Genomic DNA, 17,642 nt, shown 5'->3' on the forward strand with positions numbered 1-17,642 from the left:
GAAGTAGGCCTCATATGTTCTGGCTCATCATTCTGGTCGAATTGGTTGTGGTTATCATCGACACCAGAATTTTTAGTGGTCAGTTCGGAATAACGGGATTTACCCTGCCGCCGGATATGCAATGTTTCTGGGCCAATGGCGCGTTAGCTTTGCATCCCGGCATGGTTGCAAGCGCCATAGCTGCGCGAATCTGCCCCTTTATGTACCCTCCTCCGTTTTTGATGCTTGCGGCCCCGTTGTCCTGGCTGCATCCGCTTGCGGCCTTTGCCGCGTGGACAAGCCTGACAGCCCTCAGTCTTGTTCTGGCGGGCCGGGCCTTAAGCCTGCCCTGGCGCGTTATTGGCATCGGCGTTCTGTCGCCACCTGGTCTGCTTTGCGCCACGGTCGGACAGACCGGAATGATTGTTTCAGCGTTGCTGCTCATTGGTTTAGGGCTGGCCGATACCAGCCCGCTGCTGGCGGGCATTGCGGCGGGTTGTTTGGTTATTAAACCACAGTTTGCAATTTTATTTCCGATTTTTTTTCTCGCGTCGCGGAATTGGCGCGCTTTGGGTGCCTCGGCGGCAAGCGCCATTATTGGCTGTTTGGTGTCTCTGTTGTTCTTTGGCCCTGGTGTCTGGCAACAATTTTTTCATAACCAGATTGGCTTGGCCGGAGCAGTCCTGGCCCGCCCCTGGCCACAACCGTTTCAGCATATCATGATCTCCAGCTTCATCTTGCTACGCAGTCTCGGCGCCGGGTTGCCCATGGCCTACGCCGTGCAATTTGCCGTAACCGCCGGCGCCGTTTTTGTTGCCTGGATGTTGTGGTCCTCTCGCATATGGCGCATGGCCCCTCTGGGGCGTCTGGTTGCTTCTCTTCTCCTGGTTATGCTGGCAACACCCTATGCTTATGTTTATGATTTGCCTGCGCTGGCCTTGGCATTAACCGGCTACGCGTTACAGGAAAAGCCGTTTACCTTATTACCGCTCGCGATATTTTTTCTGGTTACGGGCTTATACTTCTGGCTGGCCGCGTTCGGGTGGCCCCCGGCCGGAGCCTTTTTTCTGTTGCTGTTACTAGTTTTTGTTTTGTCACACCCTATAAAAATTCAAGGTGCTACTGATCTGAAGTGGGGCATTCCCCATGCCTGACCCTGTCTGGAAAAATGCATGGAAATGGCACATTTTCGCTCTGGCGCTCTACACTGCGCTCGCAGCTGTCTTCATCGGCCTGGGCGCCTCCATCACAAAAACCATTTACGGGCATAGCAATGACCCATTCATTTTTATCTGGTTTTTCAGCTGGTGGCCCTGGGCGCTGGCGCATCATCTCAATCCGTTTTTCACGCAGTTGATATGGCAGCCCACCGGCCTCAATCTTGCCTGGACCACCAATGTGCCCTTTCTCGCCTTGCTGGCGGCGCCCCTGACATTCCTTTCCGGCCCGGTATTCGCCTATAATGTTCTCACTCTCGCCGCTCCCGCCCTCGCCGCCTGGGCGGCTTATTTTCTCTGCCTATATGTCAGTCGTGTTCCCGGCGCCGCCCTGCTCGGTGGCTATTTATTCGGCTTTTCCAGCTACCAGATGGCCCATACCGGCTTACACCTCAACCTTACCTTCACAGCGCTTATCCCCTGCCTGCTGTTGCTCGCCCTGCTCCGGCTGGACGGCCGCATTTCCCGCTGGCCGGCCATCCTCGGCGCAGCCTTCCTGGTGGCCGGTCAGTTCGCCATTTCGGCTGAATTATTGGCCACCACCCTGATGTTCGGTGCCATTACCTGGGCGCTGGCATACTGGCATTTCCCGGTGCGGCGTTTGCCCCTCCAGCATCTGGCGGGTGAAGGCGTTCTCGCCGGGCTGTTCGCGGCGATGCTCGTATCGCCGCTCCTATGGGGCATGTTCAGCCGCCCGCGGGGTATCCAACTGCCCCCGCACTGGCCGTTGGTCTTCGTCACAGACCCACTCAATCTCATAGTCCCCACCATTGTCACCGCGCTCGGCGGGAGTTGGGCGCTGCCGCTTACCCGTCATTTCTCAGGCTTGCTTGACGAACAGGGCGCCTATCTCGGCCTGCCGCTGCTGTTCATCCTCTGGGGTTATTGCCGCGCGCATTCGCGTTTTTTTGGTCTGCTGCTGGGCGTCATCATTTTGCTCAGCTGCGGTCCCCAGCTCCGGCTCGCTGGGGTTGTCACCCATATTCCGCTGCCCTGGGCTTTGCTGCGGCACCTGCCGTTCATCGGCATGGCGCTGCCGGCCCGCTTCATGCTCTACGCCTCCCTGGCCGGCGCGCTCATCGCGGCGCTCTGGATCGCCGAATCCCCTTCCGGCCAGCCCCGGCGTTTGCGCCTTCTCGCCGGGCTGCTCGCCAGTGTGATTCTACTTCCCGCCCCGCATGGCGGCCAGCCGGTTCCCAGTTCAAGCTTCTTTGCCCCTGGGCATGTCCAGGGGGCGCTGGGCAACAACAAGCGCCTGTTAATCCTACCCTTTGGCATCATGGGGCCCTCCTCCTTCTGGCAGCAGGAAAGCCGTTTCAGCTTCGCACAAACCGGCGGTTATCTGGGCTTCCCACCCGCCGCCATTCAATCCGACAAGCCCATCCTGTGGTTCTATTTCGGGCTGGACTACCCCGGGTTCACGCCTGATTTCATCCGTTTCTGCCAATCCACCCATACGGATTTCGTGGTTGCCGGCCCCGGCACCAGCGCCCACGCCATGGCGCAGATGCAGGCACTTGACTGGCGCGCGCAAAAAATCGACGACGTAACCGTGTTCACCGTACCCGCGCCATGACCGATCTGATCTCCCTCGTCGTCCCGTTTTATAATGAGGCCGAGGCGATCCCGTATTTTTGCGCCACGCTGCTGCCCGCGCTGGAAGCCATTGCCGGAACGGACTGGGAAATCATCTGCGTCGACGATGGCAGTACCGACACCACCCTGTTGCAGCTCGTCGCGCTGTCCCAGGCCGACCCTCGCTTCCGCGTCATCGAATTCTCGCGCAATTTCGGCAAGGAGGCCGCGCTGACAGCGGGGATTGACGCAGCCCGGGGGGCGGCGGTCATCCCCATTGATGCCGATCTGCAAGACCCCCCGGAGCTGATCGCCCAGATGCTTGCCGCCTGGCGGGCAGGGGCCGAGGTCGTGCTGGCGCGCCGCACCGACCGCGCCAGCGATGGCATGCTCAAGCGCAAGACCGCCGCCTGGTTCTACCGTTTGCACAACCACATGTCGCACACGAAAATTCCCGAAAATGTGGGGGATTTCCGGCTTATGGACCGCGTGGTGGTCAACGCGTTAAAACAACTGCCCGAGCGCCAGCGCTTCATGAAGGGCCTGTTCGCCTGGGTCGGCTTCCGCACCGTCACAATCGACTACGCCCGTCCCCCGCGCGCTGCCGGGGCCACCAAATTCTCCGGTTTCGCGCTGTGGAATTTTGCCCTGGAGGGTTTCACCAGCTTCTCCACCGCGCCGCTGAAAATCTGGACATATCTCGGCGCGCTCACCGCGCTGGGCACTGTCCTCTATGCGCTCTACATCGTCATCTACACAGTGGTATTCGGCAACAAAGTTCCAGGCTATGCCTCGCTCTTCGTTGCCATCACCTTTTTTGGCAGCGTGCAGCTCATCAGCATCGGCCTGCTCGGTGAGTACATCGGCCGCATCTATGTTGAGACCAAACAGCGGCCGAGCTACCTCATCCGCAAAACCCATGGGCGTTTTGATGGAACCTGAAGCCTATCTCGACATGGCGGCGGTCGAGGCGCGGCACTGGTGGTTCGCTGGGCGGCGGCGCATCCTGGCTGCGCTCATCGGCAGCCTGAAGCTCCCCGCCGATGCGCGAATCCTTGAACTCGGCTCAGGCACCGGCGGCAATTTCGCGTTGCTGACTCAATTTGGCAGCGTCACCGCGGTTGAGATGAACGAGACCGCGCGCGAGATTTCCAAGGCCAGGGGAGGGGAGGCGGCCGTCCACCACGGCATGCTGCCTGGCAACCTGCCGTTCGAAGGCCATGAATTCGATCTCGTATGCCTGTTAGATGTGCTGGAGCATGTCGAGGCGGACGAAGCGGCCTTGCGTGAAATCCGTGGCCTGCTGGCGCCGGGGGGGCGCGCGCTCATCACTGTCCCGGCGCATCCCTCGCTGTTTGGCCCGCATGACATCGCCCTGCACCACAAGCGCCGCTACACCAGCGCAGAACTGGCGGCCAAGCTGCGCGCCGCCGGCCTGCAGGTGCAAAAACTCAGCTTCATGAACATGGCCCTGGCCCCGCTCGCCTTTGCGCTGCGCTGGCTGGACCGGCTGCGCGGTGCGAAGCAGGCCAGCGGCGCCAGCATTCCGCCCGGGGGGGTGAACACCTTGTTCACCTGGATGTTCGGCGCCGAGGCCTGGGTTTTGCCGCGGGCCAATCTCCCCTTCGGCCTCTCGCTCCTGGCCGTGGTCAGCGCCGCCGAATAAAGCTATGTTGCGTGCAGATTGAAGGAGAGCGGACATATGCGCATGAGCGTGATTCAAATGTCCCCTGGGGCGGACAAGGCGCAGAACATCGCCCAGGCCCGCGCCCTCATTGAGGGCGCGATCGCGGCGGACAAGCCGGACCTCATCGCCCTGCCGGAAATGTGGGCCTGTCTGGGCGGCAGCCGCGAGCAGAAATTCGCCGCCGCCGAGACGCTGCCCGCCTCCGGTGAAATGGGCGGCCCCGCCTACGAGTTTCTGCGCCAGATGGCCGAGACCAACGGCATCCATATTCACGGCGGCTCCATCGGCGAGCTTGCGGGTGACCGGCTTTATAACACCAGCCTGGTGTTCAGCCCCGTCGGCGTTGAGCTCGCCCGCTACCGCAAAATCCATTTGTTTGACATCACCACGCCCGACGGCCAGGGCTACCGTGAAAGTGCAACCTACGGCGCCGGGGAGGATGTGGTCACCTGCCACGCCGGCGGCACGCATATCGGCCTCGCCATCTGCTACGATCTGCGCTTCCCCGAGCTTTTCCTCGCCCTGCGCCGCAAAAACGTCGACCTTATCGTGCTGCCCGCCGCCTTCACCCTGCAAACCGGCAAGGACCATTGGGAGGTGTTGCTGCGCGCCCGCGCGATCGAGACCCAATGCTGGCTGGCCGCCCCCGCCTGCACCGGCATCCACCATGATGCCGACGGCGAGGCCCGCGTCACCTACGGTCATTCGATGATTGTCGACCCCTGGGGCCATGTCGTCGCCAAAGCCTCTGACGGCATCGGCTGGGCCACCGCCCGTATTGATAAAGCCTTCACCGCCCGCGTTCGCGCCAACATGCCGGTGCTTGAACACCGGAAGCTGGCATGAGCGCGCATGGGACCGGCGGAGCGGCCGCGCACCATACGCCATGAAAATTGCCTTCATCGCGGCCCGCACGGAAATCGCCTCGGCAGCCCAGGCGCGCCTCACCGCCAGCTACGGCAATTGCGATGCGCGTGAGTCAGATGTCATCGTCGCGCTGGGCGGTGACGGCCTCATGCTCGAATGCCTGCATAAAGTGCTGGGCACCAGCCAACCCGTTTACGGCATGAATTGCGGCTCCGTCGGCTTCATGATGAATGAATTTCATGAGCCGGGGCTGCTGGAGCGTATTGCCCGCGCGCACCCCAGCGTTCTGCACCCGCTGCGCATGCACGCCATCACCGCCTCGGGCGTGGTGGAGGAGGCGATGGCGCTCAACGAAGTCTCCTTGCTCCGCCAACTCCGCCAGGCCGCCAAAATCCGCATCCATGTTGACCATACCGTGCGCCTGGAGGAACTGATCTGCGACGGCGTGCTCATCTCCACCCCCGCCGGCTCCACCGCCTACAACCTCTCCGCCCATGGCCCGATCATTCCGCTCAGCGCCAACCTCCTGCCGCTCACCCCCATCTCCGCCTTCCGCCCCCGCCGCTGGCGCGGCGCCCTGCTGCCCTCCACGGTGGACGTGTTGTTCGAAATCCTGGAACCCGACAAACGCCCCGTCGCCGCGGTGGCGGATTTCACCGAGGTCCGCAACGTCGTCTCCGTCGCGGTGAGCGAAGACCGCAGCATCGGCGCCACGGTGCTTTTTGATCCCGACCGCGCGCTGTCGGAGCGAATCATCACCGAACAATTCACCGTCTAGGTATTTCTCGCAAGGCGGCTTACGTTTGCGGCTCGCCTGGATGAGCGAACCTCAGACGATCGCCCTAATCCGCGACAAATCTGGTTGTCACGCCGCCGGGCGTAATGGTGTCCACCTCATCTCCCTGTCCATCCAATCGCGGCGTTACCACCACGACCGTACCGTTGATCTGCGAAATCTCCCGGTTCTCGCTGCATGAGCCAAAAGGCTTGGAGAGTATTGCGGTGTCATTCAGGATCAGCGCCCGGAATTTAAGCGGGCAACCGCTGCCCGGCGCGGCCTGCGCGATCAACACAACGCCATAGCTTTCCCCGGAGCCGCTGCTGGAACTCGAGGAGACAAAATTGCCCGAAGCATCGGAGGATACAAAGCTGGAGGTCGACCCACCCGCGCCAAAAGCATAGGTCCCCGCCACCGATACGGATTGATCGCCGGTGTCATGAAGGACGACGCGGCCATCGGCTATGAGCGTAAAATTCCCGCTCTCGCCGCTCAGCGCAAAGCGATGACCATTGATACGCCCGGAGGTCTCGCCATACGCCACACCCGCCATGAGCATGGCGACGATAAAAACCATGAATTTTGACATTTTATGCCTACGTTCGCTGTGGCCTCAAAACGTCTTATAGCGCCAAACCTTCCACTTTATTTTATAAAGATTTGTTTAGATCAATCGCGCCGCGCCCGATCACCCCGTCATGCCAGCGAATCACCTCGTCATGCCGCGAATCACCCCGTCATGCCAGCGCAAGCTGGCATCCCGGCCCCTCACGCCACAGGCGTTTGCGCAAACGCCAGCTCGTGCCGCGCGCGCCATTCCGGCGTCACATAATTCACGATCAGCGACCGCCTGACCCCGGTGATCCTGCGCTTGCGGAACCCGTGCCAGGTATCCTTGCCCGGCACAAAAATCAGCCCGGCATTCGGGTGAAACGGCGCGGTGCCCACATATTCGCCGGGCGCGGCATAAACATCGGTGCCCCATTCCTCATCAGCGGGCGGTTCATTCAGATACACCAGCATGGTGAAAAACTTCGCGCCAATGTCTGTATGCGGCTCCAGCCAAAAGCCATCCGTATCCAGGCAATACTCAATCCGCAGCGAGCTTCCGCCCAGCTCCACGCCGCACACCTGCTCCAGCCGCCCTGTCACCTCCGGGCTTTGCAGCGCCTGCGCCAGCGCCGCGCACACCGGGTAGCGCGCCTGTTCCTCAACGCCAAAAAACAGCCGCGTGCTGTTATGCGTCTCGCGCCGGCCCAGCGTATCCTCAATTTGCGGCGGCGCCATCGGCAATGCCGCCACCGCGCCGCACATGCCCTCCGGCAGCACATCCTTCAGCAGCCAATGCCGGTAGGGCACCTCCTCGCGGCGGCTGGCGCCCAAACTCTCCAGAAACCGCGCCGCGGTGGCCGCCGCGTCAGACATAATTGAGCACTTTCTTTGCCTGCGCCGAGATTTTATGCCGCATGATCTCGCGTTGCGCGGCAAAGCCGTTGGCCATCCAGTTGATCATCACATAGCGCCGCACCCCCACATAAGGCTCATGCCCATGGAAGGATTTGTCCGACCGGCGGAACGCCACCAGCGTGCCCATGTCGGGCGGCACCTCGGCGATGATGTCGTTCAGATCATCGGGTCCGCGCAGCAGCCGCAGCCGCCCCCCGTCGGCTTCCCAATCCTCGTTGAAATATAGCAGCGCGGTCACCAGCTTGGCCTCGCTATCGGTATGGATCCGCCCGTCCTTCTCCTGGCAGCGCCCGCGCAGCGTCACCATGGTCGGCTGGCCGATCAGGTCCAGGCCGAATTTCTCGCCAAAAGCCTTCGCCACCGCAGGGCTGGTCAGCTCCTCGATCAGCGCCCGGAAGTTCGGGCCGAACTGCGTGGCCTCCACCGGCAGCAGCCCCGGATACGCGATATCGGGGAAATCGCGCATAATTTCGGGCGCGGCCTCATGGCGTATGAAATTTTTCGCCACCAGATATTTAAATGGTTCGTTCGTCAGCGCGGCCGCGCGAAAAGCCTCAAGATCAAGCAGTGCCATATTGTTACCACCGGGGTTGTATCCCGCCCCGGATAGCAAATCGCCCGCCCCGCGCAATTGATGTGGATCAAGCCCGCCCCACCCCCGCCTGTTCGGCGGATATTAACGTATGCGCGTCATAACGGGGCATCCAACAATATGCGGAAGGCCAACTTACATGTTGCAGCAGGAGATGACCGCCGATTCAGGCACGAGCGACGAAGCGGCCTTGCCCGAGCGGCGCGGCGGCTCGCGCCGGCCGGTCATCAGAAGTGCCAAAATATTTACCGGCGTCAACGGCGGAGACTGTGTGTTCAACTGCCTGATTCTCGACCAATCAACCGCCGGCGTCCTGGTTGACATGGGGACTCTGGCCGATCTGCCGGATGAGGTCACGCTGCAAATGGGCGGCGGCGCCAGCTATCTGGCCCGGCGCTGCTGGGCGGCGGGGACCAAGGCGGGGCTGGAATTCATCGGCGGCCAGATCATCACCGAGGAGACCTCCCAGCGCATGGCCCGCATCGCCGATGTGCTGCAACGCCAGGGGGTCGCAGCCGCGGTCGCCACATTGCGGACCGCGCGTTTTCTTGACCATCAGGAGCTGCGCAACATCGCCGAGGCCGCCGAGGCCGCCGTGCAACAGCTGGAAGCCGTGCTGACCGGCCAGAAATCCCTCTGATCAGGAGCCTATCTGAGCTTGTAAACCACAACCCCCGGATAGGTCCGCCACAGCCGGTAGCGCGCGGCAAGCGCCTGTTGCAGTTGCGCATACACCGCCGGGTTCACCACCGCCGGGTTGGCGGGCGCGGGGGCGCGGCAGACGATGAATTGCGGATTCCCGGCCAAAATCCGCGCCACCTCCGCCCCGGCATCCACCCCCGCCACTCGCGGCAGGCTGCGCCCCACCAGTTCTGAGGGCAGCACATAGCGCGTCGGCGGCGTCTGCCCGCTCAGCGCGTAGAGAATCGGCTGCGAATCAAACACATACAGGCTCGCCGGGTGTTGTGCCGCCAGATCAGCCCCCACCTGCGCGATCACATCCGGCACCATGGCGTCATGCAAGGCAATCTTCGCCGCCCAGGCGGGCAGCGCCAGCGCGGCTACCACAAACCCCGCCCGCACCACCCGCCCGCGCGGCAACAGGCTGAACCAAAACCCCAGGCTCACGCACAACACCGGCAGAACCTGCAAAAAATAATGGTCATAGAACGATTTCGCCACCGCCACCCCGGCCAGCCCAGCCAGCAGCCAGGCCGCCAGAAACCGCGCCTCACGCCGCCAGATGGCCAGCGGCAACATGGCAAACCCCGCCAGATATAGTGGCCCCCAGCGCCAAAGCTCGGTGCGCAGCGCATAATCCAGCGCCCCCGCGCTGAGCGGCACATCCACCCGGCGGAAGTTGGAAGCGATAGAACAATCCCACCACAACCCCAGCCGCCCCGCCGCCGCGTAGAGTGCCACCACCGCCAGCAGCGGCAGCGCCGCCCCCAAAATCACGCCAACCCCCGCCCCAATCCGCCGTTGGCGCAGCATGAACAACAAAAACACCACCGGCGCCTCGAACACCGCGACATATTTCACCATGAACGCCGCCCCCAGCAGCGCCCCCACCAGCCAGCCCGGCCGCCCCGCCAGCACCGCCCAAACCGAAAGCGCCGTGAACGCCGCCATGAACAGCTCGGTATTCGCCGAAAGCCCATCATTGCTCAGCGCGCACAGCACCAGCGCGCCACCGGCCACCCAGGCCGCCGCGCGGTCCCGGGCAAGCTGTTCGGTGATTTTGAACACGCTGAAGCCCAGCAGGCTCACACAGGCCACGCTGGCCAGGCGCATCGCCAGCACCTGGCCGCCGAACACCGCCTGAAAAGCCGCGAAAATAACGTAGATGCCGAGCGGCTTGTTGTCCCAGATGGTGGTGTAGGGCAGGTGGCCATGCAGCCACGCCCGCGCCATCAAAAAATACAGGCTCTCATCCCAGTCCAGCACCGAGCGGCCAAGCACCGGCACCCGGCTGGCCAGCGTGGCCATGGTGAGCAGCAGCGCCACGGCGGCGGCGGGCAGGGGAGCACGTTTCACCCCATGGTGATTGCAGCCGGCCCCGGCTTTGTCCATGATTACCCCATGCAGACGATGAGGGATTCATGAAAATTTTAGCGTATACCATGGCGGCGGTGCTTCTGGCGGCGGGCGCCGCGCGCGCGCAGAGCGACGATCCCACCGGCCCGCAGCCCAAACTGCCCACCGAATCTCTCACCATCATCGGGGCGGATGGCAAGCAGCATGTCTTCACGGTTGAGCTACCCGTCACCCAGCAACAGCAGGACACGGGCGAGATGTTCCGCACCTCCATCCCCGCCGGTTCCGGCATGCTCTTCATGTGGCCACAGCCCGAAACCCAGGCAATGTGGATGAAAAACTGCCCCGTGCCGGAGGACATGGTCTTCATCGGCGCTGACGGCATTATCAAATCCATCGCCGAGATGACCGTCCCCTACAGCCTCACCCCCATCTCCCCGGGTGTGCCGGTGCTGGCCACGCTGGAGCTGCAAGGCGGCATCACCGCGGCGCTGAATATCAATGTTGGCGATAGGGTCATTGCCAAGCAGTTTGGCGGCGGCTAAGCCAGCCCCGCAACCGTGACGCCCGGGGCTTTAACCGGGCTTTATTGGTGGCGGGACTATGGTTCGGGGCGTGGCGCAGCCTGGTAGCGCGCTTGTTTTGGGTACAAGAGGCCCCCGGTTCGAATCCGGGCGCCCCGACCAGTTGTTTTGGTTCAAGTTGTTTGGGTTCAAGTTTAAGCAGGAGCTAAGGTTTCATGCGGGCACGTATCTTCCTTCCCCCCAAATCCGCCATGCAGTCCGGCACCGCCAAGACTCACCGCTGGATGCTGGAATATGAACCCGAGACCGCCAAAATCCGCGACCCGCTGATGGGCTGGACCGGCTCGGACGATATGCGCAGCCAGATTCGCCTCAGCTTCGCCACCCGCGAGGAGGCCATCGCCTACGCCAAGGCAAACGAAATCCCCTACGACCTGGAAATCCCCACCCCCCGGGTCCGCAAGCCAAAGCTCTACGCCGATAATTTCCGCGCTGACCGCAAGGAAAACTGGACGCATTGAAAGCGGCGGTTTACCACACGCCGGCACGCGCCCTTAGCTCAGCTGGATAGAGCACGAGACTTCTAATCTTGAGGCCGATGGTTCGACTCCATCAGGGCGCGCCAAAATACAATTCCTCGTATGGCCGGGCCAACGCCCCGGCCACCCCATGGCTCATGAGCCGCACAACCCACTCCCAGGCGGGCGGGTGACACACCCTCCTCCCGCCATATGCCAGATATTAACCCGCCAGACCGCCTGGCCTATCCGGCTTTAACTTCAATCTTCTTGCTGTTGCTTTGCGCGGCAGGGGTTTTGGGCAGCGTAACGGTTAGTACACCCTTGGCGATATGCGCCGAGATCTTGTCGCGGTCCACGCCATCGGGCAAATACAAGCTCCGCGCGAAAGCGCCGTATGAACGCTCCGAGAGGTAGTAATTCTTCTCCTTCCGCTCGGTTTCCTGCTGCTTCTCTCCTTTAATGTTGAGGATCGAGCCGTCGACGGACACATCTACATCTTTGTCTTCCAGTCCGGGCAGTTCCGCGGTGATCGTATAGGCGCTGCCGTCTTCGATAACGTCCATCGAGGGCGCCAAAGTGCCCGTGGAGGAGAAGAACGGCGCGAAAACCCCTGTGTCCGCGCTTGGAAAAAACGAAAACCTGCCGAAACCGGGCGAAAAACGATCGAATAGATGATCGACCTCGTTCCGCAAAGCCGTCCACACATCCGTGCGGCCAGATTTTGCCGCCTCGGTGGATTTCTTTACCTCGACTTGCTTGTTAGCCATGATCATTCCTCCATTCCATGAAATAAAAATCAGAAATCACGACACTTTCCAGCGGGCGCGCAAAGCGCAACGCCGCCACCACACCTGACTGATTTGAACACTTAAAGGAAAAATCCACGGACATTCGTTCCGCCGGACCCCGTTCATGCGGGGGGTAATTAGCAGCCGCCTTTAGCCGTTGCATTGATTTCGATCAAATCATCGAGAGCAGGCGGCTAATCAAGCCGAATCACCCTGTAAATACCGCGCCGCAGCATGAAAATTTCTTCCTGCATGTTCGTTGCGGTGATATGAATTATTTTCGCATGATTTCGTTTTTTTATGATCGATATCAATGCCAAATGTATTTTTTTATTAAAATATAAAACCACGAGGAGATTAACGAGAGCAACGAAACAAGGAGGCCAATCGTGAGCCAGTCTTTTTCCAGTCAGACTTTTCCCAAATCGAGTCAGGGAGCGGAAAACGCTGCCAGCCAGCCAGAAAGCCGGAAACTCGGGGTCATTTTGCTCAGCGGCGTTGTCGTTGGTTCGATGATCGGCGGCGGCGCATTCAACCTCCCCGCGAACATGGCCAGCGGCGCCGGGTTGGTGGCCATTGGCATCGCCTGGATTATCACATTTGCCGGAATGTATTTTCTTTCTAACAGCTTCCGGATTTTGGCTGACCAGCGCCCAGATCTGAAGGCCGGCATCTACTCCTATGCGCAAGCCGGATTCGGCCCCTTCGCCGGCTTCCAAATGGCGTGGGGTTACTGGCTCAGCTCGGTATCCGGCAATGTCGCCTTTGCCGTTCTGGTCATGCAAATTCTCGGTTATTTTTTTCCTGTGTTCGGAAATGGCCAGAACTGGCCTTCCATTATCGGCGCATCGGCGCTGATCTGGGTCATGTGCGCGATCGTGCTCTCGGGTGTAAAACGCACGGCCATGCTCAATGTGATGGCAAGTTTCCTTAACATCATCACGATCAGTTTCGCATTGCTGGTCATGGCATTCTACGCAACCGGGGGGCATTTCAGCTTTGACATCTGGGGGCAGCAGAATCATCTCGGCAGCCTGTTCACGCAGGTTAAAAGCACCATGCTGGTCACACTCTGGGTATTTATCGGCATCGAGGCCGCGGTTGTGGTCTCCGACCGTGCGCGCAAAATGTCTGATGTCGGGCCAGCGACGTTTATCGGCCTGGGGGTTTGCACATTGCTCTATGCGATGTTGTCCATCCTCCCCTTCGGCATCCTGCATCAGGGCGATCTTGCCGGGTTGGCCAATCCCTCCGCGGCCTATGTGCTCGCCGCCGCCGTGGGCAAATGGGGCGCGGTGTTCGTAAACATGGCGCTGCTGGTCTCCGTGCTCAGCTGCTGGCTCGCCTGGACCATTCTGATCGCGGAACTGCCGCATGAAGGCGCCAAAGGTGGCGTATTCCCAAAATTTCTGGCACGTGAAAATCATTTTCACGCGGCGGCGCCCTCGCTGGTTATTTCAAGCCTGATGATGCAGGCAACGTTATTCATCGTTCTGTTCGCGCATAATGCGTGGATTTGGCTGATCTCCGTGACAGGTGTGATGATTCTGCCACCCTACTACGCCAGCGCGCTGTTCCTGCTGTTATACGCCTCACACCCTGAATATGTGGCGACGCATTCGCAAAGCCGCATGACCGCGCAGATCACCGGGTTGCTGGGCGCTATCTATGCCGCCTGGCTGCTCTATGCCGCCGGACCACAGTTTTTGCTTCTCTCCACCATTGTCTTTGCTGTGGGCGTGCCGGTGTTCTGGTACGCCAGACGCGAACATACGCCGCAAGAACCGGTGTTTTCCAAAATGGAGACGGTCGCGGTTACCGTACTTCTGGTAGCGGCCGTGGCCGCGGTTGCATTGTTCGCCAATGGTGTGGTGGGCATTGCATGAAATTTTTAATGAGGCTTGCGACCTGGAGGTTCTGAATGTCCTTTGAAACGCGCCTGCGCATACTTGTCTGCAGCCGGATTCTAAAAACCGAATTCCAGGAAGCGGTGCATCTGAGGGAAATTTTAGGAGAGCTAAAAAAACTTGGTTATGCGGTGGTGGAGACATACTCGATTGCAGATGCCTCCACCGCGATCTATGCCGATGCCGCGCTAGGCTGTCTCCTGCTCGAATGGGGCGAGGGTGACTGGCGCAAGGAAATGGACGCGCTTATCAGGCTCGCACAGGCGCGTGGCCTTGAGGCGCCAGTGTTTTTGCTGGTCGGCCGGCAGTTGCTGGAGGATGTGCCGATTGATGTCATGAACCATGTGAACGGATGCATATACCCGACTGAGGACATCCCCGATTTCGTGGCCAAAAATCTTAGCAGCCATGTAAAGATTTATGCAGAAACACTGAAGACACCATTTTTTGGCGCCATGCTCGAATATGCCGATGCGGGGAATCACATGTGGACCTGCCCGGGACATAATGGCGGGATCTTCCATTGGAAGAGTTCCATCGGCCGGTTGTTCGCCGAGCATATGGGGGAAGCAGTTTTCCGCAGCGATCTTGATAATTCATCGGTGGAGCTTGGAGATCTGCTGATTCCCGAAGGTCCGGCAGCGGTCGCGCAGAAAGAGGCCGCAAAGATATTTGGCGCCGAGCGAACTTATTTTGTGTTGAACGGCACATCGGCTTCCAATAAAATTGCCCTCGGCGCCATTGTCGCACAAGGCGATCTTGTACTGTTTGATCGTAACAATCATAAATCAGCCCATCATGGTGCGCTGGTCCTTGCGGGCGGCATCCCTGTTTATCTGGAGACGGAACGCAATCATCATGGTCTGATGGGACCTATCGACTACAACGCGCTGGACGAAACGGTGATCCGTGAAAAGATTAAAACGCATCCTCTGATTACCGATGAACTGGCATGGCTACGCAAAAAACCCTTCCGCGCCGCAATTATAAACCAATGCACGTATGACGGAACAATCTACAATGTGCACGCAATTTATGAGAAATTGAGTCCGCTGTGCGATTACATCCTGTTCGATGAGGCCTGGGGTGGATTCATGAAGTTTCACCCCCTGTTCCAGGGGCGTTTTGCCATGGGATTAAAAAACATGGGCCCGGAGGATGCCGCGGTCATTGCCACACAATCCACGCATAAGCAGCTTGCCGGTTTCTCCCAGGCATCGCAGATTCATGTCAGAGACTCCCACGCGAAAACGCAGAAGCGTCATGTACCGCACCAGCGCTTTAATGATTCATTTATGATGCATTCTTCAACATCTCCATTTTATCCATTGTTTGCCTCGCTTGACGTTGGGGCACAAATGATGAAGGGCCGCGCGGGAGAGGTGCTCTGGGATGACTGCATCCGCATGGGTATCAAACTACGCAAAAAAATCCGCGCGCTCGCGCATGAGTTTGCCGCAACGGCGACGGTTGATGAATTCAAATGGTTTTTTGATCCGTTTGTGCCGGATTTTGTCGAATTTGAAGATAAACATGGCACGCGCCAGTTGCTGCGGTGGGAGAGTGTGCCGACGGACCGTCTGGCAATTGATTCACAATGCTGGGATATGACGCCGCGGGCGGCATGGCACGGTTTTCCGCATATGGTCTCCGGTTATGTGATGACCGATCCAAACAAGCTGACGTTGCTGACACCTGGAATTTCATCGGTGACCGGCGAATACGAGGCGCACGGCGTTCCCGCCGCCATCGTTGCGCAATATTTGCGGGCAAATAAAATCGTGGCTGAGAAGCATGATTTTAACAGTCTTCTTTTTCTGTTGACCCCCGGCATGGAAGCGGGAAAAGCTGGGACCTTACTAAGTGCGCTCGTCAGTTTTAAAAAATTGCATGATACAAACGCTGATATGTTCAAAGTTATCCCAGAATTCGCGGCGCGTTATGGTGCGCGGTACGCAGGTATCGGGCTTTATGATTTTTGCCAGGAGATGCATGATTTTTACCGGGAGCATAATGTTGCCACGTTGCAAAAGGCAAAATTCAGGCTCGAGCATCTTCCTGCCATCGCCATGAGTCCACAAGCCGCATCACAAAAATTCATCCGTAACGAGGTTGAATATCTCCCGATTTCCGGGATCAAGGGTCGCATCGCGGCAACCCTGGCCGTGGCTTACCCGCCGGGCGTCGGCATGATTGTTCCAGGCGAACGCTACGATGAACGTGCGCAACCGGTGCTGGATTATCTGGCAATGCTTGAAAAAGCTGCGAATCTGTTTCCAGGATTCGAAAATGAAATTCAAGGATTCTACCGCGAGATAGGTGAGGACGGACAAATTTGTTACTACACCTATGTCGTTGACGAAACGCAGAGCGATCAGGACCATGGCACATGAACCCAACATTGGGCGTATATTCTGAAGTAGGTATTCTGCGCGAGGTTCTGGTACATCGCCCAGATTTAAGCCTGACCCGGCTGACACCAGGCAACTGCCATGAATTGTTGTTCGATGATGTTATATGGGTAAAAAAAGCCAGGCAGGAGCATGATGCTTTTGTCGATACACTGCGTGATCGTAATGTTGTGGTGCATGAATTCGGCGCGCTTTTAACGGAAACACTGGCCGATGTAGCCGCCCGCGCCTGGCTGCTGGATCGCCGGGTAGACGTAACAAATCTGGGCTATGGCACCTCGGGAGAGGTGCGTGCGTGGCTGGATGAACTTCCAGCGGCGCAACTCGCCGCATATTTGGTCGGCGGCATAGCACGTGGAGAACTTCCCTTCACGCCAAAAGGCCTTTTCGCTCTCACACGCGCGGAGCATGAATTCATCTTGCCGCCCTTGCCCAATCAGTTGTTCACGCGTGACAGTTCCTGCTGGGTAGGCAAGGGCGTGTTCATCAACCCCATGTACTGGCCGGCGCGGCGGCTTGAGGCCGTCAATCTGGCGGCGGTGTACCGCTTCCATCCACGCTTTGCGGGGAAGGATTTCCATCGCTACGTGGATGCCTCTGAGGAATATCTTGGTAGCATGAGCGTGGAGGGTGGCGATGTGATGCCGCTTGGCAATGGCGTTGTGCTGATCGGCATGGGTGAGCGCAGCACGCCGCAGGCGGTAACTGAATATGCCAGCCGGCTGTTCAGCCATGGTGGCGCCTCCCGCGTTGTGGCGGGGCTCATGCCGCGTGAGCGCGGCAGCATGCATCTGGATACAGTGTTCTCCTTCTGCGACCGCGACCTGGTAACGATCTTTCCTGATGTGGTTGACCATATGAGGGCATTTTCACTCTACCCAGACACAACGTCCACAGGGCTGCGCGCGGTGCCGGAGACCGCGAATTTTGTTGATGTCGTGGCTGAGGCGATCGGCGTTAAAAATCTGCGCCGCATCCCGACCGGCGGAGATTCTTTCGAGGCGGAAAGAGAACAATGGGATGACGGCAATAACGTGCTGGCTGTGGCGCCCGGCGTGGTGATCGGTTACGATCGTAATGTTTATACCAATACCGTTCTACGTAAAGCGGGAATTGAGGTGATTACCATCGAAGGCTCTGAGCTTGGCCGGGGGCGTGGCGGCGGGCATTGCATGAGCTGCCCGCTCAGCCGTGATGCAATATAGCCCGCGTGGATTTTGTATGGATTTGTTGTGTTGACTGAAGAGCGGTTCAGTGGCTGGGCGGTCGGTTGGGTGGTTCAACCTCACGTC

The 17,642-nt window shown here is 59.4% G+C and carries 17 protein-coding genes and 2 tRNA genes; 14 read left to right on the forward strand and 5 right to left on the reverse strand.

Going from position 1 to position 17,642, the window contains the following annotated elements; translation table 11 throughout:
- Positions 1–14 precede the first annotated feature (14 nt).
- The 6 genes from QQJ84_RS07310 to QQJ84_RS07335 are packed head-to-tail and all read left to right on the forward strand — an operon-like array spanning position 15 to position 6,103.
- Positions 15–1,133, forward strand: coding sequence for a glycosyltransferase family 87 protein (locus tag QQJ84_RS07310; RefSeq protein ID WP_284257472.1), 1,119 nt, complete (start codon positions 15–17; stop codon positions 1,131–1,133).
- Complete coding sequence (locus QQJ84_RS07315) at positions 1,126–2,772, forward strand: hypothetical protein (protein ID WP_284257473.1); 1,647 nt, start codon at positions 1,126–1,128, stop codon at positions 2,770–2,772. Before QQJ84_RS07310 ends, QQJ84_RS07315 begins: the two co-directional genes overlap by 8 nt.
- Entirely contained in the window at positions 2,769–3,713 is a 945-nt protein-coding gene (locus tag QQJ84_RS07320) for a glycosyltransferase family 2 protein (RefSeq protein WP_284257474.1), read from the forward strand. The genes QQJ84_RS07315 and QQJ84_RS07320 overlap by 4 nt, the downstream gene beginning before the upstream one ends.
- Positions 3,703–4,437 (forward strand): class I SAM-dependent methyltransferase, encoded by a 735-nt coding sequence (locus tag QQJ84_RS07325; RefSeq protein WP_284257475.1) that lies wholly within the window; start codon positions 3,703–3,705, stop codon positions 4,435–4,437. The genes QQJ84_RS07320 and QQJ84_RS07325 overlap by 11 nt, the downstream gene beginning before the upstream one ends.
- A 36-nt stretch (positions 4,438–4,473) precedes the next feature.
- Positions 4,474–5,304 (forward strand): carbon-nitrogen hydrolase family protein, encoded by an 831-nt coding sequence (locus QQJ84_RS07330; protein ID WP_284257476.1) that lies wholly within the window; start codon positions 4,474–4,476, stop codon positions 5,302–5,304.
- Between the two features lie 40 nt (positions 5,305–5,344).
- Entirely contained in the window at positions 5,345–6,103 is a 759-nt protein-coding gene (locus QQJ84_RS07335; protein ID WP_284257477.1) for an NAD kinase, read from the forward strand.
- Positions 6,104–6,167: 64 nt separating this feature from the next.
- Here the strand turns inward: QQJ84_RS07335 and QQJ84_RS07340 are convergent, their stop codons facing one another.
- The 3 genes from QQJ84_RS07340 to QQJ84_RS07350 form a co-directional block, all read right to left on the reverse strand.
- Positions 6,168–6,692 carry a hypothetical protein gene (locus QQJ84_RS07340; RefSeq protein ID WP_284257478.1) on the reverse strand — a complete coding sequence of 175 codons (525 nt, stop codon included), beginning with the start codon at positions 6,690–6,692 and terminating at the stop codon, positions 6,168–6,170.
- 179 nt (positions 6,693–6,871) lie between these two features.
- On the reverse strand, positions 6,872–7,528 hold the full coding sequence (locus QQJ84_RS07345; RefSeq protein WP_284257479.1) for a 2OG-Fe(II) oxygenase family protein: 657 nt from the start codon (positions 7,526–7,528) through the stop codon (positions 6,872–6,874).
- The gene (locus QQJ84_RS07350; protein WP_284257480.1) at positions 7,521–8,144 is read right to left on the reverse strand and encodes a 2OG-Fe(II) oxygenase; all 624 of its coding nucleotides are present in this window, start codon (positions 8,142–8,144) and stop codon (positions 7,521–7,523) included. Before QQJ84_RS07350 ends, QQJ84_RS07345 begins: the two co-directional genes overlap by 8 nt.
- Before the next feature lie 172 nt (positions 8,145–8,316).
- Here QQJ84_RS07350 and QQJ84_RS07355 point away from each other — a divergent pair, with 172 nt between their 5' ends.
- Positions 8,317–8,802 carry a hypothetical protein gene (locus tag QQJ84_RS07355; protein ID WP_284257481.1) on the forward strand — a complete coding sequence of 162 codons (486 nt, stop codon included), beginning with the start codon at positions 8,317–8,319 and terminating at the stop codon, positions 8,800–8,802.
- Positions 8,803–8,810: 8 nt separating this feature from the next.
- Here the strand turns inward: QQJ84_RS07355 and QQJ84_RS07360 are convergent, their stop codons facing one another.
- A complete protein-coding gene (locus QQJ84_RS07360; protein ID WP_284257482.1) occupies positions 8,811–10,235 on the reverse strand; it encodes an ArnT family glycosyltransferase in 1,425 nt (474 codons plus the stop codon).
- A 29-nt stretch (positions 10,236–10,264) separates the two neighbouring features.
- Here QQJ84_RS07360 and QQJ84_RS07365 point away from each other — a divergent pair, with 29 nt between their 5' ends.
- The 4 genes from QQJ84_RS07365 (at position 10,265) to QQJ84_RS07380 (ending at position 11,348) form a co-directional block, all read left to right on the forward strand.
- Positions 10,265–10,744 carry a DUF192 domain-containing protein gene (locus QQJ84_RS07365; protein ID WP_284257483.1) on the forward strand — a complete coding sequence of 160 codons (480 nt, stop codon included), beginning with the start codon at positions 10,265–10,267 and terminating at the stop codon, positions 10,742–10,744.
- A gap of 64 nt (positions 10,745–10,808) precedes the next feature.
- Positions 10,809–10,885: transfer RNA gene (locus QQJ84_RS07370), tRNA-Pro, on the forward strand.
- Between the two features lie 53 nt (positions 10,886–10,938).
- A complete protein-coding gene (locus tag QQJ84_RS07375; protein ID WP_284257484.1) occupies positions 10,939–11,244 on the forward strand; it encodes an ETC complex I subunit in 306 nt (101 codons plus the stop codon).
- Positions 11,245–11,271: 27 nt separating this feature from the next.
- A tRNA-Arg gene (locus tag QQJ84_RS07380) sits at positions 11,272–11,348 on the forward strand.
- A gap of 138 nt (positions 11,349–11,486) precedes the next feature.
- On the opposite strand, the gene QQJ84_RS07385 is transcribed toward QQJ84_RS07380, so the two are convergent.
- On the reverse strand, positions 11,487–12,017 hold the full coding sequence (locus QQJ84_RS07385; RefSeq protein ID WP_284257485.1) for an Hsp20/alpha crystallin family protein: 531 nt from the start codon (positions 12,015–12,017) through the stop codon (positions 11,487–11,489).
- Between the two features lie 404 nt (positions 12,018–12,421).
- Here QQJ84_RS07385 and QQJ84_RS07390 point away from each other — a divergent pair, with 404 nt between their 5' ends.
- The 3 genes from QQJ84_RS07390 to QQJ84_RS07400 are packed head-to-tail and all read left to right on the forward strand — an operon-like array spanning position 12,422 to position 17,555.
- A complete protein-coding gene (locus tag QQJ84_RS07390; RefSeq protein WP_284257486.1) occupies positions 12,422–13,918 on the forward strand; it encodes a basic amino acid/polyamine antiporter in 1,497 nt (498 codons plus the stop codon).
- A 35-nt stretch (positions 13,919–13,953) separates the two neighbouring features.
- Positions 13,954–16,332 (forward strand): Orn/Lys/Arg family decarboxylase, encoded by a 2,379-nt coding sequence (locus tag QQJ84_RS07395; protein WP_284257487.1) that lies wholly within the window; start codon positions 13,954–13,956, stop codon positions 16,330–16,332.
- Entirely contained in the window at positions 16,329–17,555 is a 1,227-nt protein-coding gene (locus tag QQJ84_RS07400) for an arginine deiminase (RefSeq protein WP_284257488.1), read from the forward strand. Before QQJ84_RS07395 ends, QQJ84_RS07400 begins: the two co-directional genes overlap by 4 nt.
- Positions 17,556–17,642: the final 87 nt, after the last annotated feature.

This window comes from Acidocella aquatica (assembly GCF_030160635.1).
GTDB lineage: Bacteria > Pseudomonadota > Alphaproteobacteria > Acetobacterales > Acetobacteraceae > Acidocella > Acidocella aquatica.